The sequence below is a fragment of the Pseudomonas sp. 5.2 genome, assembly GCF_059025405.1.
This window is the reverse complement of the sequence record NZ_JBYBHH010000004.1, coordinates 363,998-390,529: the sequence shown is the minus strand read 5'-3', so window position 1 is coordinate 390,529 and position 26,532 is coordinate 363,998. Positions and strand designations below refer to the sequence as shown.

24 protein-coding genes and 1 pseudogene are annotated in these 26,532 nt (G+C 53.9%); 15 read left to right on the top strand and 10 right to left on the bottom strand.

From position 1 onward, the window contains the following. The first annotated feature begins 104 nt into the window (after positions 1–104). On the top strand, positions 105–1,919 hold the full coding sequence (locus AC5PZ0_RS09470; RefSeq protein ID WP_493854775.1) for an ABC transporter ATP-binding protein/permease: 1,815 nt from the start codon (positions 105–107) through the stop codon (positions 1,917–1,919). Between the two features lie 32 nt (positions 1,920–1,951). Here the strand turns inward: AC5PZ0_RS09470 and AC5PZ0_RS09465 are convergent, their stop codons facing one another. Then, positions 1,952–2,656, bottom strand: coding sequence for an SOS response-associated peptidase family protein (locus tag AC5PZ0_RS09465; protein ID WP_493854774.1), 705 nt, complete (start codon positions 2,654–2,656; stop codon positions 1,952–1,954). Positions 2,657–2,756: 100 nt separating this feature from the next. Here AC5PZ0_RS09465 and AC5PZ0_RS09460 point away from each other — a divergent pair, with 100 nt between their 5' ends. Continuing rightward, the gene (locus AC5PZ0_RS09460; protein WP_027593988.1) at positions 2,757–3,185 is read left to right on the top strand and encodes a LexA family protein; all 429 of its coding nucleotides are present in this window, start codon (positions 2,757–2,759) and stop codon (positions 3,183–3,185) included. A 7-nt stretch (positions 3,186–3,192) separates the two neighbouring features. Here the strand turns inward: AC5PZ0_RS09460 and AC5PZ0_RS09455 are convergent, their stop codons facing one another. Next, positions 3,193–4,395 (bottom strand): MFS transporter, encoded by a 1,203-nt coding sequence (locus AC5PZ0_RS09455; protein WP_493854773.1) that lies wholly within the window; start codon positions 4,393–4,395, stop codon positions 3,193–3,195. Positions 4,396–4,530: 135 nt separating this feature from the next. Here AC5PZ0_RS09455 and AC5PZ0_RS09450 point away from each other — a divergent pair. The 7 genes and pseudogenes from AC5PZ0_RS09450 to AC5PZ0_RS09420 all read left to right on the top strand — a co-directional run. Beyond that, positions 4,531–4,845, top strand: a pseudogene (locus AC5PZ0_RS09450) (Y-family DNA polymerase); the annotation flags it as partial. Between the two features lie 79 nt (positions 4,846–4,924). Further along, complete coding sequence (locus AC5PZ0_RS09445) at positions 4,925–6,214, top strand: site-specific integrase (protein ID WP_493854772.1); 1,290 nt, start codon at positions 4,925–4,927, stop codon at positions 6,212–6,214. After that, positions 6,204–7,940 carry a site-specific integrase gene (locus AC5PZ0_RS09440; protein WP_493854771.1) on the top strand — a complete coding sequence of 579 codons (1,737 nt, stop codon included), beginning with the start codon at positions 6,204–6,206 and terminating at the stop codon, positions 7,938–7,940. The genes AC5PZ0_RS09445 and AC5PZ0_RS09440 overlap by 11 nt, the downstream gene beginning before the upstream one ends. Then, the gene (locus AC5PZ0_RS09435; protein WP_289717644.1) at positions 7,937–9,979 is read left to right on the top strand and encodes a death domain-containing protein; all 2,043 of its coding nucleotides are present in this window, start codon (positions 7,937–7,939) and stop codon (positions 9,977–9,979) included. Before AC5PZ0_RS09440 ends, AC5PZ0_RS09435 begins: the two co-directional genes overlap by 4 nt. Beyond that, the gene (locus AC5PZ0_RS09430; protein ID WP_289717643.1) at positions 9,954–10,415 is read left to right on the top strand and encodes a hypothetical protein; all 462 of its coding nucleotides are present in this window, start codon (positions 9,954–9,956) and stop codon (positions 10,413–10,415) included. The genes AC5PZ0_RS09435 and AC5PZ0_RS09430 overlap by 26 nt, the downstream gene beginning before the upstream one ends. 93 nt (positions 10,416–10,508) lie before the next feature. After that, a complete protein-coding gene (locus AC5PZ0_RS09425) occupies positions 10,509–10,937 on the top strand; it encodes a LexA family protein (protein ID WP_493854770.1) in 429 nt (142 codons plus the stop codon). Then, positions 10,927–12,201, top strand: coding sequence for a Y-family DNA polymerase (locus AC5PZ0_RS09420; RefSeq protein ID WP_493854769.1), 1,275 nt, complete (start codon positions 10,927–10,929; stop codon positions 12,199–12,201). The genes AC5PZ0_RS09425 and AC5PZ0_RS09420 overlap by 11 nt, the downstream gene beginning before the upstream one ends. A 233-nt stretch (positions 12,202–12,434) precedes the next feature. Here the strand turns inward: AC5PZ0_RS09420 and AC5PZ0_RS09415 are convergent, their stop codons facing one another. Beyond that, complete coding sequence (locus tag AC5PZ0_RS09415; protein ID WP_493854768.1) at positions 12,435–12,710, bottom strand: helix-turn-helix domain-containing protein; 276 nt, start codon at positions 12,708–12,710, stop codon at positions 12,435–12,437. A 90-nt stretch (positions 12,711–12,800) separates the two neighbouring features. Here AC5PZ0_RS09415 and AC5PZ0_RS09410 point away from each other — a divergent pair, with 90 nt between their 5' ends. Beyond that, on the top strand, positions 12,801–13,217 hold the full coding sequence (locus tag AC5PZ0_RS09410) for a hypothetical protein (RefSeq protein ID WP_493854767.1): 417 nt from the start codon (positions 12,801–12,803) through the stop codon (positions 13,215–13,217). 299 nt (positions 13,218–13,516) lie between these two features. Here the strand turns inward: AC5PZ0_RS09410 and AC5PZ0_RS09405 are convergent, their stop codons facing one another. Continuing rightward, the gene (locus AC5PZ0_RS09405; protein WP_493854766.1) at positions 13,517–13,696 is read right to left on the bottom strand and encodes a lipocalin-like domain-containing protein; all 180 of its coding nucleotides are present in this window, start codon (positions 13,694–13,696) and stop codon (positions 13,517–13,519) included. 9 nt (positions 13,697–13,705) lie between these two features. Continuing rightward, a complete protein-coding gene (locus tag AC5PZ0_RS09400; protein ID WP_493854765.1) occupies positions 13,706–14,470 on the bottom strand; it encodes an SDR family oxidoreductase in 765 nt (254 codons plus the stop codon). A 102-nt stretch (positions 14,471–14,572) separates the two neighbouring features. Here AC5PZ0_RS09400 and AC5PZ0_RS09395 point away from each other — a divergent pair, with 102 nt between their 5' ends. The 3 genes from AC5PZ0_RS09395 (at position 14,573) to AC5PZ0_RS09385 (ending at position 17,872) form a co-directional block, all read left to right on the top strand. After that, positions 14,573–15,508, top strand: coding sequence for a LysR family transcriptional regulator (locus tag AC5PZ0_RS09395; RefSeq protein ID WP_493854764.1), 936 nt, complete (start codon positions 14,573–14,575; stop codon positions 15,506–15,508). A gap of 148 nt (positions 15,509–15,656) precedes the next feature. Continuing rightward, positions 15,657–16,766, top strand: a complete 1,110-nt coding sequence (locus tag AC5PZ0_RS09390; RefSeq protein WP_493854763.1) for an alcohol dehydrogenase catalytic domain-containing protein — start codon at positions 15,657–15,659, stop codon at positions 16,764–16,766. 104 nt (positions 16,767–16,870) lie between these two features. After that, positions 16,871–17,872: an AraC family transcriptional regulator gene (locus tag AC5PZ0_RS09385; RefSeq protein ID WP_493854762.1), complete on the top strand. Its 1,002-nt coding sequence runs from the start codon at positions 16,871–16,873 to the stop codon at positions 17,870–17,872. 425 nt (positions 17,873–18,297) lie between these two features. Here AC5PZ0_RS09385 and AC5PZ0_RS09380 read toward each other — a convergent pair whose 3' ends face one another. The 5 genes from AC5PZ0_RS09380 to srpA all read right to left on the bottom strand — a co-directional run bounded on the left by AC5PZ0_RS09380 (position 18,298) and on the right by srpA (position 24,721). Further along, positions 18,298–18,591: a LysR family transcriptional regulator gene (locus tag AC5PZ0_RS09380; RefSeq protein ID WP_493854761.1), complete on the bottom strand. Its 294-nt coding sequence runs from the start codon at positions 18,589–18,591 to the stop codon at positions 18,298–18,300. Then, complete coding sequence (locus AC5PZ0_RS09375) at positions 18,578–18,898, bottom strand: antibiotic biosynthesis monooxygenase (protein ID WP_493854760.1); 321 nt, start codon at positions 18,896–18,898, stop codon at positions 18,578–18,580. Before AC5PZ0_RS09375 ends, AC5PZ0_RS09380 begins: the two co-directional genes overlap by 14 nt. Before the next feature lie 112 nt (positions 18,899–19,010). Beyond that, positions 19,011–20,423: a solvent efflux RND transporter outer membrane subunit SrpC gene (srpC, locus tag AC5PZ0_RS09370; protein WP_493854759.1), complete on the bottom strand. Its 1,413-nt coding sequence runs from the start codon at positions 20,421–20,423 to the stop codon at positions 19,011–19,013. Next, complete coding sequence (gene srpB / locus AC5PZ0_RS09365; protein ID WP_493854758.1) at positions 20,413–23,559, bottom strand: solvent efflux RND transporter permease subunit SrpB; 3,147 nt, start codon at positions 23,557–23,559, stop codon at positions 20,413–20,415. The genes srpC and srpB overlap by 11 nt, the downstream gene beginning before the upstream one ends. A gap of 13 nt (positions 23,560–23,572) precedes the next feature. Then, positions 23,573–24,721, bottom strand: coding sequence for a solvent efflux RND transporter periplasmic adaptor subunit SrpA (gene srpA, locus AC5PZ0_RS09360; RefSeq protein ID WP_493854757.1), 1,149 nt, complete (start codon positions 24,719–24,721; stop codon positions 23,573–23,575). Positions 24,722–24,942: 221 nt separating this feature from the next. On the opposite strand from srpA, the gene srpS reads away from it, so the two are divergent. Together srpS and AC5PZ0_RS09350 are read left to right on the top strand one after the other, a co-directional pair. Beyond that, positions 24,943–25,722, top strand: a complete 780-nt coding sequence (gene srpS / locus AC5PZ0_RS09355) for a solvent efflux transporter transcriptional repressor SrpS (RefSeq protein WP_493854756.1) — start codon at positions 24,943–24,945, stop codon at positions 25,720–25,722. Positions 25,723–25,727: 5 nt separating this feature from the next. Further along, positions 25,728–26,360, top strand: coding sequence for a TetR family transcriptional regulator (locus tag AC5PZ0_RS09350; RefSeq protein WP_493854755.1), 633 nt, complete (start codon positions 25,728–25,730; stop codon positions 26,358–26,360). The last annotated feature ends 172 nt before the right edge of the window (positions 26,361–26,532 follow it).

The following is a 26,532-nucleotide window of genomic DNA, read 5'->3' as shown; positions in this document are numbered from 1 at the left end:
CCGGCCGTCAACACTGGCCGTGATGATGAAACATGCGTCATCCATGCCTGATAAAACCTGAGGTAATGCTACCCTCGCGGAAATACTCAGCATGGATAACCATCATGGAAATGAACTGGCACCAGGCCTTGCAAGAGAGCCTGAGCTGGCTGGCAATCGCCTCGTTCATCACCCTGGTCTGCTTCACCGCAGCGGCGACACTGGCAGTGCGTTTTACACGCTGGGGCAGCCAATTCTGGCAGCTCGCCGGGTCGTATTTCAGCTTGAGGCGCAGCTGGCGGCCGCTGTTGGTGTTTGCCCTGTTATTGGTGATGACGCTGTTCTCGGTGCGCCTGAACGTGCTGTTTTCGTTCTGGTACAACGGTTTCTACAGCGCCCTGCAAGGCCTGGATCAGAGCGCCTTCTGGTACCTGCTAGGCGTATTTGCGGTGCTCGCCACCATCCACGTGCTGCGCTCGCTGTTCACGTTCTACGTGACCCAGGCCTTCAGCATTCACTGGCGAGTCTGGCTCACCAAGCGCCTGACGCACGACTGGATGCACGGCGATGCTTACTACCGTGGCCAGTTCCTCGCCGAGCCCGTAGACAACCCCGACCAGCGTATCGAGCTGGACGTCAATGCTTTCGTCACCAACTCCGTGTCGCTTGCACTCGGCGCAGTCAGTGCGCTGGTGTCGTTGGTGGCATTCACGGGCATCCTCTGGGGTTTGTCGGCACCGCTGGCAGTGGCGGGGGTCGAGATCCCACGGGCGATGGTCTTTGCCGTGTACCTGTACGTGATCGTTGCCACTTGGATTGCCTTTCGCCTTGGGCGCCCGTTGATTCGTCTGAACTTCCTCAACGAGAAACTCACCGCTAACTTCCGTTACGCGCTGATGCGCCTGCGTGAAAATGCCGAGAACATCGCCTTCTATCAAGGTGCACAGGTAGAGCGGGGCACACTGTTGGGCCGCTTTGGCGCATTGATTGTCAACGCTTGGGCATTAGTCTTCCGAAACTTGAAGTTCAGCGGTTTCAACCTGGGTATCAGCCAGGTTGCCGTGGTGTTTCCCTTCATCCTTCAGGCGCCGCGTTTCTTCAGTGGCGCTATCAAGCTTGGCGACGTGATGCAGACCTCACAGGCCTTTGGCCAGGTGCAGGATTCGTTGTCGTTCTTCCGCGAATCCTACGACGCATTCGCCCAGTACCGCGCCACCCTCGATCGTTTGACGGGCTTTCTCGATGCCAATGAACAGGCCAGTTCGCTGCCGCGCGTCACTACCGAGCAACAGCCGCATGCCCTGGACATTGCCGGTTTGCAGGTACTGCGCCCCGATGGCCATCCCCTTATTGCCAACCTTGATCTGAGCCTGCGCGCTGGCCAGGCGCTGTTGATCAAAGGGCCTTCAGGGAGTGGTAAAACCACCTTGTTGCGTGCATTGGCTGGGCTCTGGCCTTACGCTGAGGGTGAGGTCAGGCGCCCCGTGGGGCACCAGGCGTTGTTCCTGTCTCAGCGCCCGTACCTGCCTCTAGGCGACCTGCGCACCGTTATCGCCTACCCATCGGCCAGCGCACCAGAGCATGAAGTGCGCATGCAGCAAGCCCTGCGCCAGGTCAACCTGGCCCACCTTGCCGAACGCCTGGACGTCAGTTGCGACTGGTCGCACATCCTCTCGGTGGGTGAGCAACAGCGCTTGGCGTTTGCCCGGGTTCTGTTCAACCAGCCCCAAGTAGTGTTTCTCGACGAGTCCACCTCGGCCATGGACGAAGGGCTGGAGCATACGTTGTATGGGCTACTGCGCAGCGAGATGCCGCAGGCCCTGTTGGTGAGTGTTGGCCACCGCAGTACGTTGGCGGCGTTCCACACACATCGGCTCGAGGTGGATGGGCATGGGGGCTGGTCGGTCATGGAGCAGCAACCGGCGCACGTTCCGGTTTAGCGGAGGGGTAGGAGGGAAATGACAGCGCAGCGTCAGGGTTGATGCTCGGCATCCTGCATCACGATCAACTCGGCCCCGTCGTTGCGCACATTTCCGACAGCCTTGCTCACCGGGAACCACTCGAACGCCTCGACCGGCAGGCACCGCTCTCGTGCCAGGCGCTCGGCTTCCTCGGCGGGTACGTCAGCGTCAATCCATATGCGCGCATCCGCCGGCTCAAGCACCAGAGGCCGGCGGTCATGGATGTCGACCATGCCCTCGTCACTGGCGGCGGTGATGATCACGAAGCCATCGCCTTCGTTAGGCGCCATCCTCGAGTGCACTTCGGCCAACGCGGCCATGAACATCGGTGCCTGGCTTTTCAGGCGGATGTAGTACGGCTGCTTGCGTTTGGCGTCCTGTGGGTCGGCCACCCATTCGTACCAACCATCCGCCATCACCAACGCCCGCCCCTGCGGCCACAGGGCTTTGAAAAACTTGCCGGTAGTAACCGTTTCTACCCGGGCGTTGATCGGGGCGGGGCGTTTGCCGGTGGCCCAGAACGGTGCCCAGCCCCAGTGGCAGGGGTCGACGCGCAGCCCGTCCTCGGCACGGTGCAGGATCAGCACCCGGCTGCCGGGGGCGACGTTGTAGCGACCGATCGGCAGGTTGTCATAGCCGCTGATCACGTCCTGTTCGGCGTTCAGTTCACGCAGGTAATCGGCCAAGCCTTGAGACTGGGCGAAGCGTCCACACATGGAATGTACCCCCACTTGTCGAAATGTCCTACGCCGAAATTGACCTGATGCTCGGTAGATCGATACTGTATCTATATACAGTTAAATTCAAGGCCGTGCCATGACTTCCATCCTGGGTCCCATCACCTGCGGTAGCGGTGCTGTTTCGCGTTATCTGTTCCGCATCCCGGCTGGCTTTCCGTCGCCGGCGGCGGACCACATGGAGCAGCCCATCTCGCTCGATGAGTTGTTCAACCTGCGTGCCCCGCATATGTATCTGGTCAGGATAGACGGCGACAGCATGCAGGGCGCCGGGATCTTCGACGGCGATCTGGTGCTGGTCGACCGCTCCCTCGAAGCGCGGCATGGCCAGATCGTGATCGCAGCGGTCAATGGCGAACCGCTGTGCAAGCGGCTGCATAAGGTGGGTGGGCAGGTGGTGCTGCGCTCGGAGAACCCGCGTTACCCCCCACGTTACATCCTCGAAGGCGATGAGTTGACGATCTGGGGTGTAGTGACCTTCAGCGTGCGCAGCCACGATCCGAAATAGCGGCCGTTCAGCGCAGCAAGCCAACCCCAGTCAGGGTAATCCCAGCGAACACTGCGCCCAGCAGAAAGGTGGCCTGGAACCCGACCCCATCCCACATCAGCCCGGCCACCACGCTGGCCACCAGCAGCGCAACGCCGGTCAGCAGGTGGAACAGGCCGAACGCGGTACCGCGCAGGTTGGCCGGGGCGCTGTCGGCGATCAGCGCGGCAAAGACGCCTTGGGTGAAACCCAGGTGCAGCCCCCAGGCCACTACCCCCAGCGCCAGCCCGGCCCAGCCGGGCCACAACGCCAGCATCACGTCAGCCAGCAGCAGCAGCCCCAGCCCTGCCATCAGTACACCACGGCGGCCAAGCCTGTCCGACAGCACTCCGGCGGGGTAGGCCGACAGCGAATAGGCCAAGGCCATTACCACCAGAACCGCCGGTGCCCATAACGCGGCCAGGCCCATGTCCTGGGCGCGCAGCAACAAAAAGGCCTCACTGAAGCGTGCCAAGGTAAACACCATGGCCAATGCGATCAGTCGCCAGTAGCCGGCGCCAAGCCGCCTCAGTTGGTGCAGGGGCAGTGGCGAACGCACCGGTCGCGACGTGGCCGTGGCCTCGGGCTCGTGCACGAACACCACAAGCGTGCCGACCGCCACAAGCGCAGGGATCACCGCCACCCAGAACACCGTCTGGAAATGACTGGCCGTGAGCCACATCAGCAAGATCGCCAGCAATGGCCCAAGGAAGGCGCCGACAGTGTCCAGTGCCTGGCGCAGGCCGAAGGCGGCGCCGCGCAATTCGGGCGGCGTCACGTCGGCCACCAATGCATCCCGCGGCGCCCCGCGGATGCCCTTGCCGATACGGTCGACAAAGCGTGCCGCGATCAACCAGTCCAGGCCAGAGGCCAAGGGGAATACGGGTTTGGTCAGCGCGCCCAGGCCGTAGCCCACGACCGTGAGCAGCTTGCGCTTGCCCAGCCGGTCGCTCAGTGCGCCGGAAAACACCTTGGTGATCGATGCGGTCGCCTCGGCGATACCTTCGATAAAGCCGACCGCCACCACCGAGGTGCCGAGCACGGTCACCATGTAAAGCGGCAGCAGGGCGTGGATCATCTCCGAGGAAATGTCCATGAACATCGACACGAAGCCAAGCGCCCAAACACTGCGCGGGATCTTTGGCAGGCCATCGGCGGCAATCGTATGGCCGGTTTTTTCGGTGGTGCGCATTGGCCGTCTCGCGGGGGTTGCTACGTTCAGAACTGTAGGAGCCAGCGCGCAGGATGCAAATCGGATGAATGGAGGAGGCGATAGCGCGCTTATAAGGTGTACTGTATAAATGTACAGTCAACGTAAGCCTTCGAAATGAACCCACAGCCCGTTTATGCCCTGATCGACTGCAACAGTTTCTACGCCAGCTGCGAGCGTGTGTTCCGCCCCGATCTGCTGCGCACGCCCATCGTCGTGCTCAGCAACAACGATGGGTGCATCATCGCCCGCAGTGCCGAGGCCAAGCAGTGGGTGAAGATGGGCCAGCCGTATTACCAGGTGAAGGACCTGTTGCGCCGCCATGGCGTGGTGGCTTTTTCATCCAACTATGCGTTGTACGGTGACATGAGCCAGCGGGTGATGGCGGTAATCGAAGGCATGGTCCCGGCACTGGAGGTGTATTCCATCGATAACGGTAAGGTGTAGGGTATGGACATCCACACAACAAGGTAGAGACCATGGACATGATGGTGTTCGCTGAGGCTGCCGAATGGTCACGTTAGAGCGCATCTGCTTTTCACCCCATTACCACACACAAGAGTCTGGCGCGGTCGCTTACTCTCCAAGCGGAAGCCGTCAAGTGATCGAAGGGTTACCGCAGATCTTTTGGACTGACGGTACCCCGTGGAGAGAGGCAAATCTTTGGGCAGTGGAGCGCGTGACTACTGGCGAGGCGACGCTAAAGACCGTTACTAGCAATATGAACGGTCTATTGAATTACGCTAAATTCCTTGAGTCCCGTAACTTGCAGTGGTTTGAGTTTCCTGTCCGAAAAGCTGATCGCTGCTTGGTATTATATCGGGGAGCGCTTATCAAATTACGCAATGTCGGAGGGGTTAGCCCATCGACAGCGTCGGAATACATGAGAAATTGCGTAAAATTTTATAAGTGGATAAAGGCGAAAGACCTCTTGGCTCCTCATGTCGCACTGTGGCGCGAGAAATCTTACTTTATAAAGTTTTTTGATCAGGTTGGCTTCGAGCGCACACTCAGTGGTGTAACTACTGATCTTGGTATTCCAAATAGGCGTCGACTTGGGTTGACTCTAGAAGGTGGGCTTCTGCCAGTATCCGAAGTTGATAGGGATAGAATATTGGATTTTGCAAAGGCTAACGCCACGCCGGAGCTCTATCTGATGATGGCGGTTGGGTTCTTTACAGGTATGAGGCTCGGTAGCATTTGCGACCTTAAGATTGATACGCTGGAGCGTGCAGTTCCAGACCCGTGTGCTCAAGGCCTTCTTCGTATAGCCATTGGACCGGGAGCGTCCCCAGCGGTACATACAAAGTTTGAAGTGACCGGTCAGGTTTGGATTCCCCACGCCCTGCGGAACGCATTGCTGGAGTACGTTCAAAGTTGGCGACGAATGGAGCGAGAAGTTAAAGCATTACCTGGTAATCGTAATTTGGTGTTTTTGACCCGTTTTGGCAATCCTTACGGGAGACGTGGAAGCGATCAATCTTCGGCAGTGAACGTAGAAATGTCAGCGCTACGGAAGTCTGGTATTGCTTCCGGATTAGTTGCTCTTCGGAGATTTCGCTTTCATCAAACTAGATGTACGTTTGGCACTGTGTTGGCGCAAGTCGCACTTAGTGCTTGTGCCGATGTCTCCGTGGTTGTAGCGATGGTTAGCGATGCGCTACTTCATGGGCGCAATTCTGAGTCAACCACCTTTAAATATATACGCTTCGTTCAGGCAATACCCGCTAAACAAGCGATTTCAAACAGTTTTATGTCTGCCTTCATCGGCGTCAGCTTCGAGAGATCACATGGTGAATAACTTCGAAGGTGTACTTACATTTCCCATGCTCGAATATGGTGCCACTGAAACTCCATGGGACTTGAGGCCCTTGCTTTTTCGCGGGGGTGCTGCTGTGAGGGTAAATAAGGTAAGCCAATTAATCGAGTCCAATAAATTAGGAAACCTCCTCACAGAACGTATTGAACTAGTAACCAGGCTTCATGAGAACCTGGCTGATGATCTTGCCGGTGGTGGGAGTCGGTTCTCCGCAGATAACAAGGTGACTGTTCTCCGCAAGTTTTTTGCCTGGGTCGACGCTGAAGAATTCCCTTTGAGTCTTGATTCAGCCCCTGATGCATTTATTCGCTGGTCTGAGCACATGGTTCAATGCCATCGAATTCGTAAGGAGTTTAGTGATCGCACACTTTATGAGCTTACTAAGCTCATTGCAACGATGCTAGATAAAGTCTTGGGTAGTAAGGCTAGTTTGAGTAAAAGAATTCGAGTTCGAAAGCCGCGAGGTAACGGTAAAGTTCACACATCTCACTCTGCTAAACAAAGTCTTCAAGAAACCTTTGAGTTTGGTCGTTTTCTGGCTGCTATTTGCGATGCCCTGACCTGGGAGGTGATAACTGGGCCTTTGCCTGTAAAAGTCATGCTGAGTTCAGGGCGGATGCTAGAATTGTGGTCAGGGCTACGCAATCCGGAAAAGTATGCAGCGCAACGAAAAATGCCTCAGGCCCAACGAAAAATCGATGCTACGAAAGGTTTTAACGAGGCATGGATAAACGACAGGTCTTTGAGAACTCGTACCCCGCTCGTAAATCTACGAATTGAAAGTGAGATGCTGATGTTTATTGCCCAGACAGGGCTAAATTTAAAGCAAGCTCATACGTTGAGGCTAGATCAGTACCACTACACTAGCCATCTCGATGGCTATCAGGTCCGCGCCTACAACGAACGGCGGGAGGGCGAGGTATTATTTGAAATTTTCTCCAGCTACAAGAAGTGGTTTGAGCGTTATTTGATCTGGCGAGCCCAGTGGTTTTCTGTTGATGATGAGGCCTTACTTTTTCCACTCGTTCGTAGTGGTGGCCGACTCGTGGGTACTGCTCCGCAGTTCACTAACTTAACGCGTATTTGTGGTGAAGTTGGGGTTGTGCTTGTGAGACCTTTGAAGCTCCGGGGCACGCGCATCAATTGGCTTCTTCGACAATCACAGAACCCGGAGCAGGTCGCTGAAATTGCACAGCATGCTGTGGGAACTCTCCTGAGGGTTTATGCGGAGCCACATCCACAGACGGCTATGCTTGAAATCACACGTTTCCATCAAATTAACGATCCTTCGATATCATCGCCAGCCCCTGGTCGCTGCGTTTCAGTAGCACCAGAACCTCTGGATACATCCCTAAAGAACGTGCCGGAACCGGATTGTATCAACGCCGCTGGATGCTTATTCTGTATGCATCATCGCGATATCGAAAGTGCTGACCACGTTTGGTCTCTTGCAAGTCTCCGTCATCTAAAGTCCTTAGAGTTGGCCCGCTATCGTCCGCCTGCTCATTATGAGCAAAGTATTTCGGAGCATCCTACTTTTCAGGTTGTAGATCGATTGACAGCCAAGCTTCGTTTTTTTGAGCAGAGTAGCGCAATTCGCAAGGAGTGGGTCGTCGAAGCTACAGCCCGTATTCACGAAGAAGACTACCACCCGGCTTGGTACGGTTTTATACGTTTAGCAGAACTTCAAAAGGAATCAGCGTTGTGAAAGATTTCCTTCATGAACTTGGACTTGCCATCGAATCTCCTATTGTAGGGCCGGACGCTATTAATTACCGTCCACCAAGTTGGCCGCCGCACCCTAATTGGCCGGTCATCATCGATGCGGCAGGTAAAACTGTTAGCTGCTGGGGTGATTCTGTTTGGCGTCTCGATCCTTGGGCCGGAAAAAAAGTTACTTTGAATTTCGGAGATAGCTCCTCCCAGAAATATGCGGCAGCGATTGATTCGAAAAATGCGGACCTACTCCGAATAATTACTGGATGGTGGATGTTTGGTCCAAGTGCAGCACGAGGTTACAGAGGGCTTAAAACTCGCTTCGATCAAATTCGCAAGCTTTTCGTTTTGTGTTCACAAGAGGGGATTTTGGCATCTGAGCTAGCTCATTTTCCACGCGTGATTGACCGTCTATCATCAGTTCTACAAGTTTCCCGCGCAGGCGAGCTTCTCGGGTTGCTGCACGAGCTGTACGAGCGGCGTGATGCCCTGGGGTTCGTTTTACTGGATCGAGGCGGCTTAGCCTGCCTAGCAGCATCAATACCAGAACATCAGACCGCGCAAACCGCTTATATCCCACCGCGAATTTGGGCATACCAAGTTTCGCGCTTGCGAGAGTGTCTCGAGGACTTTCTGGAACATCGAAAGGATTTCGAGGCCTGCTATCGCTTTAGCAGTACTGCGCATGTCTATAATTACGCTAGGTTCATAAAAGGTGATAATTCTGCAAAATATCGTCCGTTTCAGCCTCCTAGTGGTGGTGAGCATGGTCGAGTGACTGGTTGTCGTTACTATGGCCATTTTGTTAATATTGCGCGCAGATTTGGCGTCGCAAATTTGATCAGTCGCTGGCTAGGGGTCAAAGAGGAAGATTTCCGCCCTAATACATTGAGTAGTTACCTTGTATTTATAAGCCATGTTGGGCTAGCTTATATTCTGAATTTCAGTCTCATGCGCGTCGAGGAAGCGTGGGGCCTTCGCTCAGATTGTTTACAGATTGAGAGTGACCCCCAGTTTGGTGATATTCACGTCTTAAGTGGGAAAACCACTAAGACAATGTCCGATCAAAGGGCGATTTGGGTGACTTCACCATCTGTAACGGTAGCTATTCAAGCAATGCGAGCGGTCGCTGAGCTTCGTCAGGAGATTGCTTTAATAACGCTGCCAGATCTAGTTGCTACTAAGTCATCCTCACTATATCTTATCGATTACCAGTTTGCGCCTTGGCTAACAAAAAAACATGCTGGCTCTAAGTCATTGCGTCCAAGTATTTATAGCTATAAAAGACTTTTGCAGTCGGGTATTAAGTTGTTTGATCCGGAGCAGTTACGCATTACACCCAAGGACTTTGAGTTGGCTCGAATGGTGACGCCCACGTTAACCGATGAGTTTGCGGTCGGCGAAATCTGGCCCTTGGCGTGGCATCAGTTAAGGCGAACTGGTGCTGTCAATATGCAGGCATCTGGTTGGGTCAGCGACGCCTCCTTACAGTTCCAGCTTAAGCATGTTGTGCGTGCAATGAGCCTTTACTATGGACAAAACCACTCAAAGGTTCGGCTGGAAGACAAAGCTCATACCTACTATGTGCGAACCATGTATGAAGTTTTAGGTAAGCAGTTGCAGCAACTCGCAACCGATAGATTTATTAGCCCTCATGGAGAAAAGAGAAAGGCTGAGATAGTGCGCTTGGTTTCGGCAGTAGAGGAAAAAAAGTTGATTAGTTTGGCAGAGCGAGGGCTGGTAGCCCATCGGCCTGTAGTGCTCGGCGTATGTACTAGTAGAATCCCGTGCCCATACGGAGGGATCGATAATATTGCTCATTGTGGCGGAGGAGATTCGGAGGCAGATCCAAAGCCTTGTGCTCATGTGCTGTATGACTCTAGGCTACTCGACCAGGTCGAGAATCTTGAAGCCGTCTTAGATGAGCTTATAGAGACCGCCGATGCTAATAGTCCACTAATGGGATCCCTAGAAGCTCAAAAACGTAGTGTGGAGAATTATCGAAATGTCATTCGCGAATCAACCTCCTGAATCGGGACGGCGGTTAAGCGCGGGGGATCTTTACCGGGCAGCGTTTGAGCGACTGAAGGCGAACGAGCCTGAACGACTTCCTAAAGGTGCTCTCGTCAGCCAGAACAACGTGGCCAAGGAAGCCGGCAGCGATCCGTCGGCTCTCAAAAAAAGCCGCTTCCCTTTGTTGATTGAAGAGATCCAGAGGTTTGTTGAGGGGCAGGCCCAGGCGCGCCCCCCATCAGTGCATCAGACTAAGGTGCTTGCACGCAAAACGAACCGGGGTCTTAAGCAGCGGATTGCAGAGATCACTCAGCAACGAGATCGCCTTGCCAGTCTGTTGAGCGAAGCGGACGCTACCATTCTGGAGCTCTACGACCGCATTTCTGAGCTAGAACAGCAGTTACCGCCAACGAATGTGCTTCCAATCGATCCGCGAGGCCGTAAGCGTCTCTGAGCAAGCTCCGACGAATCACCAGCGAGCGGGATTGACCCGAGACTGAATCAAGGATTAACTGTATGCATGTACAGTTATTCTTGAGCGTTCGCCATGACCATCACCTTTTTAGGCAAGCCAACCGGTGGTGCCGCCAAGCTTCCCTGCTATTCCTTTCGCGTACCTGCAGGCTTCCCTTCACCTGCGACCGACCACCTGGAAGGCGACATTTCTCTTGACGACCTTTTCGAGTTGCGAGCGCCCCATGTTTATCTGGTCAAAATAGAAGGGGATAGCATGCAGGGATCGGGGATTTTTTCGGGCGATCTGGTCATTGTCGACAGGAGCCGGGAGGCCGAGCACGGCGATGTAGTCATCGCGGCGTTGAACAATGAGCCAGTTTGTAAGCGTCTTCACAAGCGTGACGGGGTGGTGATACTCAAATCGGAAAACCCCAGCTATCCCGCGCGATACGTCCTTGAAGGAGATGAGCTATTGATTTGGGGCGTAGTCCGTTTCAGTGTGCGTGATCATGCGCAATGATCAAGTGTTCGCGCTGGTTGATTGCAACTCATTTTATGCGAGCTGCGAGCGTATCTTTCGACCCGATCTGGAAAAAACGCCTATCGTAGTGCTGAGTAATAATGATGGGTGTGTGATCGCACGGTCGTATGACGCAAAACCGTTTGTGAAAATGGGTGAGCCTTTCTTCCAAATTAGAGACAAGCTAAAACGGCATGGAATTGTTCCGTTTTCTAGTAATTATGCTTTGTATGGCAATATCTCCGAGCGGGTTATGACGCTCCTAGAATCTTCCGTAGAACGTTGTGAACGTTATTCTATTGATGAGGCTTGGCTCGATCTGACAGGCATGCCGGGAGACATGGAGGCTTTCAGTCGCGACTTACGTCAACGAGTTCTTCGCTGCACTAGCATTCCAGTTGGTGTCGGTATCGCACACACCAAGACGTTAGCCAAGTTGGCTAACCATACGGCCAAAAGGCTCCAGGCTCACACTGGTGGAGTGGTGGACATTCGCGATAATTTTAAACGCGATTGGGTTTTGCGTAATACTGCGGTAACGGAGGTTTGGGGAGTTGGACGTCGTATGGCGGAACACTTCGGGGCTATGGGCATACGCACGGCAATGGACTTGGCAAGAGCCGACGCGTGGACGCTTCGACAGAAGTTCAGCGTAGTGGTGGAGAAGACGGCGCGTGAACTAGCTGGCACGCCCTGCTTGGAACTGGACGAAGCAGAGCCGCCAAAGCAGGAGATCTGTTGCAGCCGGATGTTTGGCAAGCGACTGACTGAGCTTGTGCTGATCAAGCAAGCCGTGGCCACTTACGTCGCGCGTGCTGCTGAAAAACTCCGAGCGCAGGGCTCAGTGTGCAAGCGAATACGCGTAAGCATCCGCACCGGGATGTTTAACCCGGATGAGGCGCACCACGCCCAAGGCGTGCTGGTTGAGCTGCCTTACCCAACCTGCGACACCCTGCTAATGACCAGATTCGCCACCGATGCTGTGTCGAAGATTTACAGGCCTGGTTTCCGGTATAGCAAGGCGGAGGTACTGCTGATGGAACTGCGTCAACCTGGAGAGTTCTCAGAGGATTTGTTCGCGCTTAAGCAGCCAGTTGCGTGTGGCCGACTTATGCAGGTTATGGATGATATCAACGACCGGTGGGGGCGCGGGACAATGCGGGTTGCTCGCGTGCCTGTCGCGCCGGATTGGGGGATGCGAAGAGAAATGATGAGCCAGTCTTACACCACGCGGATTGATCAACTGTGGACCGTAAATTGTTGAGTTTCTAAACGCCCCTTTTCTAACGCTGCCGTGGGTTCCATCACTAGGGCGAGGGGCCCAAGCGTCTCAGGGTGACGACTTATAGGGATGCATACCCAACGGGTATAGTGACGCCGATTTTTTAATTGCCTTTCAGCGAGGGTAGGCATATTGCTACCAGATCAGCGTCACTGAGATCCATTGCTCAGCAGATATAATTCTCACCAGAAAGCTTGGCCCTCGGTGGCAAAGCCTCAGCATTCATCGCTGATTTCTGCCCTTACACGAGCGAATAGTTCGTCAAGACTGCCCCCCGACTGGAGCAAAAAGCCTTCAGCCAAAATGCTCAGTGGATGCACGCCCATCACGTCGGCGATCGAGGTGAGCTTGTTGACGGTTACCGCTTTCATCCCCCGCTCCAATGAGCTGATGTAGGTTCGACTGCTGATGCTGCCAAAGTCCTCTTGGGTAAAGCCGTTGCGAAGGCGAGCATTGCGCAGTGCCTGGCCGACAGCGTCATTCAGTTCCATTTGCGACTCCTGCAAAAGGAACGATGAAGCGTCATTGAACACTAAAGGACTACAATCTATAGTGTTCATTTTCGGTACAGGGTGGCCTGCATGTTCGTGACTCATCCAGGCGCTGAGCTTCGCAGTAGCTTGCACTTCGCTGACGGCAGTAGGTTATGGGCGATCGTCGAGCAGGAGCTATCCGTACCGTGGTTATATGTGTGCGTAAGGCAACTGGACAACAGCTTTGATTTTCAGCGGATGATGCTCGTTTCGTGTGTGGAGCATTTCTGTCAGCTGCTGGAAAGTCTGCCGGTTAACGCGACCGTGACTCGCGTAATGAGTGTAATGCCTAGCGATGATGGCTCTGGGGCATGGTCAATGGTGCCTGCTCAAGCGATAGAGGTGCTTGAGATTGATGACCGATCAACGTTCATGATCACTCTCGCCAACGGTACGCGATATGAAGAGTCGGTCAGGGACGTGACCCTGCTTGGCGGTCGGCGCATGCTCTATCGTTCAGGCTGACAGGCCTGCCAACCAGCCACTGCCTGTAATTTGCTGTACCACCCATTGGTGAGGTAACAGCTTCTGCCCACCGCCTCAGGTTGTTAACCACTTTTTTTCACTGTAAACCACAGTGGTTTACAGTGAAAAAAAGTGGTTAACAAGGACAGGTCAAGTCGGCTCGTTTACCCTCTCTCAACTGCTTCTATGGTGTGGGTGAGCTCACCCGCGTGCTCATCCACATTAAAGGGGCCGCTGTAGGAGATGTAGGACAGGCCTTGAGGTCGGTATTCCGCATCGGTGCCCTCAAACCAGTCACCTCAAGAAAACACTTCCCTGGTTGGCATGCTCAGCTGAGCCGACATATAGCCATCTGCCGTGTAGGTTATGAAGCCTTCAGGATGTTCGCCGAAGGGATGCACAGGGGTAGATCCGTCCACTGGGTATTCTGTGTAGGATTCGAGCACCCAAGTTCCAATCAGTTTTGCACGCATGCTCATGGTCGTACCTCACATCGTCTGCTGCATGTCGTTGTCGATTGGCAAAAGCTGTCCGGAGATAGACTTGCCTGCGTCCGATGCCAGGAAGACTGCTAGTTCTCCAATGTCCTTCGGATCCACCAAGCGTTTGAGGGATTGAACCGAAAGCGCCTTGCTACGCTCTTCCTCCACCGAGCTGCCGCTGAGATTGGCCCTCCCTTTGAGTACGTTCTCGAAGCGTTCACCTTCGACAGCTCCGGGCAAAATGGCGTTGACACGAATCCCATACGCGCCGAGCTCACGTGAAAGGCTCTTGGTGAAACCAATCAGTCCCCATTTACTGGTCGAGTAGGGGGAGCGATCTGGGTAGCCCAGTCGTCCCGCAACAGAAGACATGTTAATGATTGAGGGGTGTAATGAACGCTTGAGTGCAGGGACGGCCAAGCGCGTAACGTTGAAGGTCCCATTCAAATTTATCTGTATGACCTTGTCCCACTCATCTGGATCAAGTTGCTCCACTGGAGCGGTGGGGCCGGATACCCCGGCATTGTTGACGAGCACATCTAAACCACCCATGGCTTCGATAATGACTGGAATATCGAGTTCAAGGCTGAGGCGATCAGATACATCGCATACTGCAGTGCGAATATCAGGATGCTCTAGATGAAGGCGGTTTAAGGCGTCAGTGTCGATGTCCACTACCGTGACGTCAGCGCCGCGGCTGCTGAAGGCCAGAGCGATCGCATACCCGATACCAGATGCTCCTGCCGTTATCAGTACTTTCTGTTTGGTCATGGTCGATCCCCATAGCGTAGGTCTGCCGAAACATTAAAATCCTGCGAAGCTATCCGTGAAATTGTTTATCGTTATGCGACCTATCATCGGGATGGATTGGTTATGGACCTGTCGCGTATCGATCTCAACCTCATGGTTTCGCTGGACACGCTACTTGCTGAGTTGAACGTGACTAAGGCAGCTTCACGCCTTCACATCAGCCAGCCGGCAATGTCTGCGCAGCTTTCACGCTTGCGCGAACTGATGGGCGATCCGCTGTTGGTCCCGATTCAAAAAGGCCGGAGCATGACCCCCACCGCCCGGGCCATGGCGCTACGGGGACCTCTACGCTCGGCATTGAAGAATCTCGGCTCAGTCATTCAAAGTGAGCTGGGATTTGATCCTTGGAATGACAAGAGAGTCTTCCGGATAGCCGCTTGTGATACCGCCTTGAGCAACATCTGTCAGCCGTTGATTGCCTCGATCAGCAAGCAAGCTGGTACCCAAATTCAGGTCTCTCTCAATGCCGTTGATCCTGGACTCATTGGAAAGCAAATGGAGGAAGGTGTTTTCGATCTGCTGATCGACTCAAGCCGCGGCGTTCCTCCGGGGATCAAATGCACAACGTTGGGGACCGATGAGTTCGTTATGGCGCAGCGCAAAGGGCACCCTCGTGGCGGCGAGCCCCTTACCCTTGATGGATACTGTGAACTCGATCATCTTGTCGTATCGCCAGAGCGGGAGAGCTTTAGGGGCTATATGGATGAGTATTTACGCTCCGCCGGCATGAGCCGAAGGATCTACCTTACCGTGCCGACCGCTGGGATGGTTCCAGGGATTCTGATGTCGACGGACTTGGTCTGTACGATGCCTCGCATGCTTATTCAGTCCCAGAACGATGCCATCGAGACGTTTGAGTTGCCATTTGAAAGCGAGCCTTTCCATCTCGTGATGGCTTGGCATCCGAGGGACGATTCTGACGCGGCTCTTAGCTGGCTGCGTCAGTTGGCCCAAGATCTGGCCGCACCCCCTCAACCGCCATCGAGCGGCGTCAAATAATTTCGTTATCTGGATAGCGTCTACCTGACTTGGATATTCATGTTGGAAGTCGAGCGGATAATTGGAGGTGTGGCCGATGTGCCGGTCACACCTCAATGGCTTGCAAGAGCCCCACAGCCCTGACAACGAAAAAAAGAGGGTTTGCTTCATGCCTGGTACGATGTTGGCTGCTCGCCTCCACGAAGTGGGTGGCAAATTCACCGTGGACGAAATTCCGCTTCCTGTTGTTGGAGAGCATGACGTCCTGATCAAAACTGCCGCCTGTGGCGTTATCCCTAATCTACGTAACGTCGTCACAAATTTCCCTGAGTGGTACCCGTTTTTACCTCTACCTGAGCTGCCTGCTGTGTTCGGGTTGGACGCCGCTGGCACCGTGGTATCGGTTGGCCGCTCTGTGAAGGATTTCAAGGAAGGTGATCGGGTCTATGTCAATCCAGGACTGAGTTGCGGTAGCTGCAAACAGTGCCTGGCCGGGCTTCCGACGCGGTGTGCTAGCTACACCTTCATGGGCTATTTCGGATTTAGCCCTTCGTCGAAAGAGGTATTCCGCGAGTATCGCCATGCAGGGTACGCCCAGTATCTCCGAGCACCTGCACGTAACCTCATTACGTTGGCTGATGACTTGCCCTTTGCAGTAGCCACGCGTCTTGGATACCTAGGTACTGCTTACTCTGCGTTGAAAAAACTCGAACTCACACCAGGTAAGAGCTTGCTGGTACTGGGAGCCTCTGGAACCTTGGGTATCGGTGCGACCCTTGCCGCAGTGGCGATGGGCGTGACGGACATCATTGTGGCAGCACGAGATGGGGCTGTACTCGAACGACTTCGCCAACTGGCGCCAAAGCGCATTCGCACCCTGCAGATCACGAGTACCGATTTGCACCCAAGCATTCGTGAAATGGCTCCGTTCGGAGTTGATGCAGTCGTTGATACGCTTGGCGCGAAGGCTCCCTCGGAGCTTTCTGTTTCTTCCATGAGCGCTGTCACGTCGGGAGGAAAAATCGTACAGATCGGAGGTGTAAGCGGACCTATTCCGATCGATCCACACCCGTTCATGTGCACCCAGCTTCAGTACATCGGCTCCCTATGGTTCACCACGGCTGAAGCTCAGGAGTTGATGGCGTTGATCAGAGCGGGTCTGCTCGACACCAATCAGTGGGTACCTCGCCCCTACACATTGGACCAGCTCAACCAAGCCCTTGAAGACATCCAAACCGATGCGAGCGGCTTCTTGAACTACCACATCGTGCACGATTAACGGCGAAGCATGGCGACGACACAGATCGTCGCCATGACGTTGTTCTCAACGCCCTTTTGTTCTAGTTTGCTCGTATAAGTCATTGCCGTTGTCGAGGGCGTTCCATGGCCTGGCCCAATGTCGCTCCATTCATACCTCCTGATCAGGTCCTAGCGGATTTCAGCGTATGCGAGTCGTCCGACCTAGAGCAGGCGGTGCTGTGCGGTGAGCGGATGTTCTGCAAGAACCGGCTTGAGAAAAAGGGAGCTGACTTCATGGCTCGATTTTTTCATCGATCAGCCGGTGAGGCTGGGGTTGCCAGAATGTCCTTTGGGGGAGAGGTCGCGATCAATCCAGGGAAGTTGGATGACATCGTACTGGTTCAGTCGGTCCTCACTGGACATGAGCACGTGATCAGTGATCAGTTACGCCTCATCTGCAACCCAGGACATGCCACTGTTTTCAACTACCACCAGCACTCCTTTTTCAATCATTTCCCTGGCACTGACAAGCTGCTGGTGCGCATAGACCGAACGCTGCTGGAAACCATGCTTCAACGTCAGCTGGGGAGGAGTATCAAGCACGACATTTACTTTCAGCCGCACCTGCCCACGGATACTTTTGCTGGTCAGAACTGGCTGCAGACACTGGGCTGGGCTTACAGCCAGCTATCGTCCAAGTCACTTTCATCGTATCTAGAAAGCCAAATTGGTGAGGTGCTGGCGTCTTCTTTGCTCGAATTCCATGAAAGTAACCACAGCCAGGCGCTGCGTGAGTCGGCCGAAAAGAAAGTAGTCCCTGCGGTTGTTCGGCTGATTGAGGAGTTCATGGAAGAGCATGCGCAAGAGGCGCTCACGATCTCCCAAATTGCAAGGCACGCTGGCGTGACTGCTCGAACAGTTCAGCTGAGCTTTCAACGTTATCGTGGGCAATCGCCTATGCAATGGCTAAAGGAAATTCGCCTGCAACGCGTTCGTGTTGAACTCGAAACCAAGCAGCTCCTTGGGGGGGAGGTGTCGTCCACGGCATTGAAATGGGGATTTACTCATCTCGGTCGATTTTCCGCTGAATATAAACAGCGATTCGGAGAATCACCGTCCATGACGCTCAGGCGGCGAGGGAGCTAATGAGCTCTGCTCCATATTTTTCATCACCAACTTATAAAGTTAACCCTGCGCCTTGTTTGTAGGAAGGTGTTTATCGAGTAGGTTAACAGGCGTATCGATAGTCACTATTAGTAGGTTCGATTTCACAGGTTAGAGGCTTTCCATTATTGTGGCTCTCGATGAAGTGAGGCCCGGTACCCCTCTTTGTAACAACCGAGTGTCCTTCATTTGCCCCTTTGGTGTTGCCGCTTGCCAGCAGGCGGCTTTTTTCCAAAATCTATTTAGTCATTGCGTCTTCAAATAGCACGTAATGGCCTATTGGTTCCTTGGGGTGGAATAAAAACCTCCCTTTACTATGGCCGTTAGGCCATAGTTTTTTTCGTCCCCGTTTTTTCAGAAGCTGAAATTGTCTGCAAAGTGGCGTTTGATATGCCTAGTGAATAGCGCTATCCAGTGCGCTGTGCATCCAGTGTAGCAAGCGCTTCCTGCAAGGTGTGGAATGCAGGCTCTAGAGTGATAGCGAGCTGATCGGCCCGCTTAGTTGGTATCCAAGCGCGCCTCCCCAGAAAAAGCTCGTCGCCAAATCGTTTGCGAAGCTTGGCTATAGTGTTACTGATTGCTGGCTGCTTCACCCCCAAATGTTCAGAAGCTCTTGTTACACCGCCCTCACGATAAACCACCAAAAAAGTGATCAGGCTATGCAGGTCTGCTTCCAGCAAGATTTTCTCAAGGTTCTGCATGTTGACCCCGCATATCGGTTTCCATAAATAAGGACCTAAAGGAGATGCTTCGGCAATTGGATGTCAAGCACTCCATCAGCGCTGTGAAACTAGAGCTTGAAAAATGTTCTATCATATGTTCTTGATCATTCCAGAAGCCGCTTATGATCATCGAGCTGAAATTTTTGTGTAGCGCAATTATTGAATAGTTCATGCAGCCCGGCTCGGTTCGGAGCACATTGACCAGCTCGTCAATGACTAGAAGAACATCATCGTCAGGACGGTTGTCAAAGCGGATCTCTAATGCGCTTACTGATATCAACTCCATTGCTATTCCTCTCGAATAAAAGTTGGTGATGACTCACCACTTTGGATCGAAAAAGCGTTTAAGTATTCTCTTGAAAGACGGGCAGCGCTATAGCAAGCCGCTGCCCGTAATTTCAGTTTTGGCTCATATGCCAGCCGCCACCAAGCGCTTTATAAAGTTGCACTTCACTGTTGATTTGATCAAGCTGGTCGTTTAACAGCTTCTGCTGTGAGGCGAATAGCTCGCGCTGAGCATCCAATACAGTCAAATAGCTATCAATACCCTGGTCATATCGCTGCTGAGCTAGGTCAAAGTATGATTTATAGTTATCGACTAGCTCGCGTTGGGCGCTAAGTTGCTTGCCAAATGTTCCCCTCGCAGCGAGTCCATCGGCCACCTCTCGAAAAGCTGTTTGGATACTTTTTTCGTAGGTCGCAACATTCACATCTTTCTGAATTTCTGCGTAATCGAGATTGGCTCGCAACTTTCCTGCATTGAAGATCGGGACACTAATTTGTGGAGCGAAGCTCCAGCTGTCGGATCCGCCGTTGAACAAGCCGTCCAGATCGCTGCTTGCTGAACCCACTGAAGCTGTCAGGCTAATGCGGGGAAAGAAGGCCGCACGAGCCGCGCCGATATTGGCATTTGCGGCCAAAAGTTGATGTTCAGCTGCACGAATGTCTGGTCTGTTGAGCAGCAGATCCGCTGGTAGCCCCGCTGGAACCTTACTTAGGGCGCTCATGGCCAATGGCGAGCCGTGCGGCAAATCAGATGGAATCTTGCTGCCCAGCAACAATTGCAGTGCGTTCACATCCTGCGCGATGCGTCGGGTGTACAAGGCCTGCTGAGCCTGGGCTTGGTTAACCAAAGTCCTGGCCTGTCGAACATCTAGCTCAGACGAAGTGCCTGCTGCTGCACTGGACTCGATCATTGCCAAGCTTTCAACATAGCTGGTCAGCGTGGCGTCCGTCAGATCCAAAAGCGCTTGGTCAGTTCGCCACAGAAAATAAGTAGTCGCCACATCGCTTATGAGGGCGATCTGAACGCTGCGCTGCGCCTCCTCTGTAGCCAGATACTTCTCAAGCGCTTGGCTCGATAAGCTTTGGATACGGCCAAACAAGTCCAACTCATAGGCAGTTACCAAGCCAACTTGGTACTGGCTGTCGATACGAGAGTCGCCTGTGGAGGACAAGTCGTCCGGTAAACGGGTTCGATTTCCGGATGCATCGCCATCAAGCGTGGGAAACCGCTCCGCTCTCTGGATGCGGTAGAGCGCCCTGTAAGATTCAACATTTTTGGCAGCGATCCGAAGATCTCTGTTGTTATCAAGCGCCGCACCTAGGAGGCGCACCAGCGCTGGATCTTTGAAGAACTCCTTTGTCTGGGGAAGCGCGGCTGCGGCCTCCCGCTGGACTTCTTGCCCTTCGTAAGCCTGACCCGCAGGCCATTGCGCCTGTACAGGTGAGGCTGGCTGCTGATAGTCGGGGATCAAGCTGCATCCGCCGAGCATCAGCAACGCAAATACGGGGAGCGACTTAAACTTCATGAGTCACCTCCTTCGTTTGTGACTTTCGTTTCATGAACCCTTCGAACAACTTGACTACCACCACATAGAACAGTGGAACAAAGAAGACGGCCAGTACGGTTGCGGTGATCATTCCTCCGACCACGCCCGTAGCAATCGAATGCTGACTACCAGCCCCTGCACCGGATGCGATGGCCATCGGAAGCACACCGAAGGTGAATGCTAGCGAGGTCATCAGAATCGGACGCAGACGCAGCTTGGCGGCCTCAATCGCAGCCTTGACGATCGGATAGCCTTCCTTCTCGTACAGCTCTTTTGCGAATTCCACGATCAAGATGGCGTTCTTAGCCGACAGACCAACAGTGGTCATCAAGCCGACCTGGAAGTAAACATCCGCGGTCAGGTCGCGCCACAGCGTCGCCAATACCGCACCCAAGATGCCCAGAGGAACGACCATGATCACCGAGACCGGTACCGACCAGCTTTCATACAGTGCGGCGAGGCACAGGAACACAATGAGCACAGTCAATCCATAGAGCAAAGGTGCCTGATCCCCGGTTTGAATTTCTTCATAAGACAGACCGGTGTAGCTCACGCCGATACCGGCCGGCAGCTTTTGCATAATTTCAGCAATGGCAATCATCGCGTCACCAGTGCTGTATCCCGGGGCTGGTTCGCCGAGGATGTTCAGGGACGAGATGCCACCATAGCGCTCCAGCTTAGGCGAACCGTTCACCCACACACCGGTTGCAAACGCCGAGAATGGAACCATCTGGCCGAGGCTGTTGCGCACGTACCATTTATCGAAGTCCTCAGGGGAGATTCGTGAGATGTCTTCGCCCTGGACGTACACCCGTTTGACGCGGCCGCGGTCGATGAAGTCGTTGACATACATCGAGCCCCAGGCTGCCGACATCGTTTCGTTGATAGACGCGATGCTTACCTGCAGCGCACGGGCTTTTTCGTCATCAATGTTCACCTGGAACTGCGGCTCGTCATCCTTACCATTCGGACGCACTGCTTGGAGCTTGGGATTTTCGCTTGCCAGCTGCAGGAATTGGTTGCGAGCGGCCATCAATGCTTCGTGGCCAAGACCGAGGTTGTCCTGGAGATACAGGTTGAAGCCCATCGCGTTCCCCATTTCCAGAATGGCAGGGGGTACGAATGCCATTACGCTTGCATCTTTGATTTTGGCAAAGTGCTGATTAGCCCGTTGTGCGATGCTGAATACGTCTTGGCCAGCGCCGTGACGCTCTTTCCAATCCTTGAACGTGATCAGCACTAGTCCCGAGTTCTGACCACGACCAGCGAAGTTGAAACCGTTCACTGTCATGAAGTGCTCAACCAACGCTCCTTCATCATTGGCAAGATAGTCTCGTACCTCTTGAAGTACACCTTCAGTGCGTTCTGCAGAAGCGTTTGCCGGTGTGCGGACTTCGATCATCATCAAGCCCTGATCCTCGTTGGGCAAAAATGCCTTCGGGATCTGAGTGAACAAATAGCCCGTTCCTCCCGTGATGAGCAAGAACGCAAGTAGGTATCTGCCGCGCCCCTTCAGCATTGCGCCGACCCCTCGTTCGAAGCGCAGCGTGCCGCGGTCGAAGATGCGGTTAAACCAGCCGAAGAAGCCCTTTTTCTCGTGGTGGTGATCGCCTTCTGGAGCCTTGAGGATGGTCACGCAAAGTGCTGGGGTGAATACCAAAGCAACAAAGATCGACAGTCCCATGCAGACCACGATGGTGATCGCGAACTGTTGGTAGATGATGCCAGCGGAGCCACCAAAGAAAGCCATCGGCACGAATACAGCCGACAGCACCATGCCGATACCCACCAAGGCCCCGGAGATCTGGTCCATCGACTTGCGTGTAGCCTCAAGGGGCGTCAAGCCCTCGTCGTGCATGAGCCGCTCTACGTTCTCGACCACGACGATCGCATCGTCGACCAGCAAGCCGATGGCGAGCACCATGGCGTACATGGTGAGTACGTTGATATTGAGGCCGAAGTACGGCAGAAGGGCGAATGTGGCGAGCAGCACCACAGGAACAGCCAAGGTGGGAATCAGTGTTGCTCGGAAGCTCTGCAGGAACAGGTACATGACCAGGAAGACCAGCACCACTGCCTCGAAGATGGTGTGCACTACCGACTCAATCGAAGCATCCACGACAGGTGTTGTGTCATATGGGTAAATGACCTCTACGCCGTCTGGCAGATAGGCCTTTTGCTGCTCCATCAGCTTCTTGACCGCCTCAACGGTCTCCAGCAAGTTGCCACCGGTGGACAAACGAAGCGCCAGACTTGCGGTTGGCGAGTCCTTGTATTGTGCAGAAATGGCGAAGCTGTCAGCCCCCAGTTCCGCACGCCCGACATCCTTCACTCGTACCTGTGATCCGTCCGCATTCACCTTGACCAAAATCTCATCGAACTGGCTCGGCGTCGTCATACGCGTTTTGCCGAGTACGGTCGCATTCAACTGCACGCCTGAGCGAGTAGGTAAACCACCCAGCTGGCCCGATGAGACTTGGACGTTCTGCTCTCGTATCGCATTTGCGACATCGGTAGGTGTCAGTTGATAGCTGTTGAGCTTGCCGGGATCCAACCAGATACGCATCGCGTAAGGGGAACCAAACAGCTGGAAATCGCCAACTCCAGGGATGCGCGAAATTGGATCCTGAAGCTGTGAAGCAATCAGGTTGCCCAGATCGAAGTTATCGAGCTTGCCTGAACGATCCACCAAGCTCATGACCAGGAAGAAGTTCATCTGATACTTCACAACGCGAAGACCTTGACGCTGAACCTCCTCTGGCAAACGAGGCGTCGCCAGCTGCAGCTTGTTCTGCACCTGAACCTGAGCGATGTCCGGATCGGTTCCCTGTTCAAAGGTCACGATGATGGTCATGCTGCCGTCAGATGCGCTCTCAGCCGACATATACCGGAAACCATCAAGACCACTAAGCTGCTGCTCAATAACCTGGACTACAGTGTCCTGAACAGTTTGTGCAGAAGCACCTGGGTAGCTGACCTGGATCGACACGGCAGGTGCCGCGATGTTTGGATATTGACTGATCGGCATCTTGGCCAGCGACAGCGCGCCGGCAAGCATAGCCACGATAGCGAGAACCCAGGCGAAGATCGGCCTGTCGATGAAGAAACGAGACATGAATCGGGCCCCCTCAGTTAGCCGAGGCTTCAGTGGCAGAGGCGAAGCCGTCTACCAAATTGACATTTTTGGCCTCAACCGCGTTGACAGCGATGCCGCTGCGTACACGTTGAACACCCTCGGTAACGATTCGCTCTCCCTCGGTCACCCCTTTGCTGATCAGCCAGGCGTTGCCCACTGTTCGGAGTGTCTGAACCTCACGAGCCTCGATGGTGTTATCGGCTTTTACCACCCAGACGCTTGGCACTCCTCGCGTATCTCGGCTGATGGCTTGTTGCGGTACTAAAATCGCGGCCTTCTGCACACCCTCCTTCAGCAGGGCATGAACAAACATACCTGGCAGCAGCTTGCGATTAGGATTTGGAAATTCAGCGCGAAGGGTCACAGAACCCGTTGTCGGATCAACGCTGACCTCTGAAAACTTCAGAGTCCCCGGCAACGGATACGCGCTCCCGTCATCTAGCGTGAGGCTGACCTCAGCCTGGTTCTCGCCTGTGTTCTGAAGACGCCCTGACTCCAATGCCTTCTGCAACCCAAGAAGCTTTGTGATCGGCTGGGTGACGTCGACATAAATAGGGTCCAGCTGAGTGACCGTGGCGAGCGATTGAGCTTGTCCGTTGGTAACGAGCGCACCCTCGGTAACCACCGAGCGACCGATGCGGCCGGAGATTGGCGAAAGCACTCGGGTGTACTGAACGTCGATGCGAGCGACCTGATAGTCGGCTTCTGCTTGTTTCCAAGCGGCAAGCGCATCGTCGTACTGCTGCTTGCTGACCGCCTTGGTCTTCAACAACGTTTCATAGCGTCGAGCCAGATTTTCTGCAGTCGTTCTATTTGCTTCTGCACGACGCAGCTGCGCCTCATAGGTGCGCGGATCAATTTGATAGAGCTGCTGCCCCAGTTTTACTTCAGCCCCTTCAACAAACGAACGCTTTTGAAGAATTCCTGACACCTGTGGGCGCACCTCCGCTACTCGGTAAGCCGACGTACGACCGGGTAGGTCAGTGGTCAGGGTCAAGGCTTGCGAGCGCACCGTGTATACGCCCACGTCGGGTGGTGTAGAAGCCGAAATTGCCTGCTCTTTTTCTCCACACCCCGTTATCAAAATCAACGCAGCGAAAGGAATTGAGTGAATTGCACGCGTAGGTCGTATGTGTCTCACCGGTTGGCTCCATCTCTCCGCCTCTATCACGAGGCTTATGCTGAATCGTATTGCGATAGAGTGTACCATCATACGATACTGGTCGTGCAAGCAAGCGAGATTGACCGTTGGTCGAGGATCTTGAGCCTGGCGTTTTGGAAGGGTGACTGGCGAGGCTGGTCTTGGAGCTTTAAAGTAGCGACCATGCAGATACGCCGCAGTGATCTACGCAGAGGAGAGATATGAATCAGTCAGAAGAAGTCGGTGGCAAAGCAGGAGGCATTCAGGTCATTGCCAGAGCCGCCTCCATCATGCGAGCCCTTGGCAGTCATCCGCACGGGTTAAGCTTGGCGGCAATCGCTCAGGTGGTTGGATTGCCACGTTCGACAGTGCAGAGAATCATCAACGCTTTGGAGGAAGAGTTTCTTGTGGAGGCCCTGAGGCCTAACGGAGGTTTCCGACTCGGCCCGGCTCTTGGTCAGCTCATCAACCAGGCGCAAACGGACATCCTCTCTTTGGTCAAACCTTACCTTCGTACACTGGCTGAGGAACTCGATGAATCGGTCTGTCTGGCTTCCCTGGCAGGTGACAAGATTTACGTGCTGGACCGCATAGTCTCAGAAAGAGAGTTGAGAGTCGTATTCCCTATCGGAATCAATGTGCCGGCTGCATCGACAGCTGCAGGTAAGGTCCTTCTGGCGGCATTGCCAGAGGAAACGCTGCAATCAGCACTCGGCGGTCAGCTTGAGGTATTCACCCCCAACACTCTGGATCGAAAGGCGCTCATCAAACAGCTCAGTGAAGTCCGGGTGAGTGGTATTGCCAGCGATCTGGATGAGCATATTGATGGTGTGTGCTCATTCGCAACACTGTTAGATACTTACCTTGGCTATTACTCCCTTGCCGTCGTGATGCCTACTTCTAGAGCGAGCACACAGTCTGATGTGATCAAGAAATCGCTGCTATTGAGTAAGCAGAGCATTGAGCGCGCTATCGGTCGCGCGTCAAAGAAAGCGCTATAAAAGGTATGGCTAGGAAGACGGCAGCCGAGGCAGAAGAGACACGGCAGCGAATCATTGAGGCCGCAGTCGGTGTGTTCGCTTCCCAAGGAGTGTCAGACACTACGCTAGAGCACATTGCTCAAAAAGCGGGCGTCACGCGTGGCGCCGTCTACTGGCACTTTAAAGGAAAGCAGGAGTTACTTCAGGCAGTGCTGTCCTCTCGGCGGCATCCACTTGAACTGGAATTTTCAGGAGGTGGAGATATCGACCTTGCTTGGAATGCTGTGGTATCCGCCATGGTGGACGCTGTTCATAGCCCCCAATCAAAGCAGTTTTCGGAAATATTGATTTATCAAGGTCTGAATCAGTCGAGTATTATCCATAATCGTTTGGTTGAGGCGAGTGACCGGTTTGTCAAGTACCTTTATCAAACCCTCCGGCATGCTATTTCTCGAGGTGAATTGCCGTCAACCCTAGATCTATACACCTGTATAGCGGTGTTCAAGGGGTTGATCACCGGGCTGCTTTATGAGGGGCTAAAAAGTGAGGATCAACCGATTCAAATAATTCAAGTAGCGCTACGGTCATTCCTGGCGTTGCTTAAAAAGCCACCTCGCCACTTGTTGCGCGATGAAACTCAAGATTTGGCGAGCTCATGAAAGTTTTAGAATTTATTCAGTCCAAAGCACTATCAAGATATAAATTCCTCGTTATCGAGGTAACCGTAAGGGCTTTCCACCCTGCGCTGAGACGCCAACAATTCACTGATCGCACCATTTAGCTCATCAGTTTTCTAGCAGATTTGGTTGCCTGCCGGCTGAAGAAAGACAA

Bases quoted from the DNA above. Each gene is read 5' to 3' on its own strand.
- AC5PZ0_RS09470 (WP_493854775.1), top strand. From the start codon at position 105: ATGGAAATGAACTGGCACCAGGCCTTGCAAGAGAGCCTGAGCTGGCTG.
- AC5PZ0_RS09465 (WP_493854774.1), bottom strand. From the start codon at position 2,656: ATGTGTGGACGCTTCGCCCAGTCTCAAGGCTTGGCCGATTACCTGCGT.
- AC5PZ0_RS09460 (WP_027593988.1), top strand. From the start codon at position 2,757: ATGACTTCCATCCTGGGTCCCATCACCTGCGGTAGCGGTGCTGTTTCG.
- AC5PZ0_RS09455 (WP_493854773.1), bottom strand. From the start codon at position 4,395: ATGCGCACCACCGAAAAAACCGGCCATACGATTGCCGCCGATGGCCTG.
- AC5PZ0_RS09445 (WP_493854772.1), top strand. From the start codon at position 4,925: ATGGTCACGTTAGAGCGCATCTGCTTTTCACCCCATTACCACACACAA.
- AC5PZ0_RS09440 (WP_493854771.1), top strand. From the start codon at position 6,204: ATGGTGAATAACTTCGAAGGTGTACTTACATTTCCCATGCTCGAATAT.
- AC5PZ0_RS09430 (WP_289717643.1), top strand. From the start codon at position 9,954: ATGTCATTCGCGAATCAACCTCCTGAATCGGGACGGCGGTTAAGCGCG.
- AC5PZ0_RS09425 (WP_493854770.1), top strand. From the start codon at position 10,509: ATGACCATCACCTTTTTAGGCAAGCCAACCGGTGGTGCCGCCAAGCTT.
- AC5PZ0_RS09420 (WP_493854769.1), top strand. From the start codon at position 10,927: ATGCGCAATGATCAAGTGTTCGCGCTGGTTGATTGCAACTCATTTTAT.
- AC5PZ0_RS09415 (WP_493854768.1), bottom strand. From the start codon at position 12,710: ATGGAACTGAATGACGCTGTCGGCCAGGCACTGCGCAATGCTCGCCTT.
- AC5PZ0_RS09410 (WP_493854767.1), top strand. From the start codon at position 12,801: ATGTTCGTGACTCATCCAGGCGCTGAGCTTCGCAGTAGCTTGCACTTC.
- AC5PZ0_RS09405 (WP_493854766.1), bottom strand. From the start codon at position 13,696: ATGAGCATGCGTGCAAAACTGATTGGAACTTGGGTGCTCGAATCCTAC.
- AC5PZ0_RS09400 (WP_493854765.1), bottom strand. From the start codon at position 14,470: ATGACCAAACAGAAAGTACTGATAACGGCAGGAGCATCTGGTATCGGG.
- AC5PZ0_RS09395 (WP_493854764.1), top strand. From the start codon at position 14,573: ATGGACCTGTCGCGTATCGATCTCAACCTCATGGTTTCGCTGGACACG.
- AC5PZ0_RS09390 (WP_493854763.1), top strand. From the start codon at position 15,657: ATGCCTGGTACGATGTTGGCTGCTCGCCTCCACGAAGTGGGTGGCAAA.
- AC5PZ0_RS09385 (WP_493854762.1), top strand. From the start codon at position 16,871: ATGGCCTGGCCCAATGTCGCTCCATTCATACCTCCTGATCAGGTCCTA.
- AC5PZ0_RS09380 (WP_493854761.1), bottom strand. From the start codon at position 18,591: ATGCAGAACCTTGAGAAAATCTTGCTGGAAGCAGACCTGCATAGCCTG.
- AC5PZ0_RS09375 (WP_493854760.1), bottom strand. From the start codon at position 18,898: ATGGAGTTGATATCAGTAAGCGCATTAGAGATCCGCTTTGACAACCGT.
- srpC (WP_493854759.1), bottom strand. From the start codon at position 20,423: ATGAAGTTTAAGTCGCTCCCCGTATTTGCGTTGCTGATGCTCGGCGGA.
- srpB (WP_493854758.1), bottom strand. From the start codon at position 23,559: ATGTCTCGTTTCTTCATCGACAGGCCGATCTTCGCCTGGGTTCTCGCT.
- srpS (WP_493854756.1), top strand. From the start codon at position 24,943: ATGAATCAGTCAGAAGAAGTCGGTGGCAAAGCAGGAGGCATTCAGGTC.
- AC5PZ0_RS09350 (WP_493854755.1), top strand. From the start codon at position 25,728: ATGGCTAGGAAGACGGCAGCCGAGGCAGAAGAGACACGGCAGCGAATC.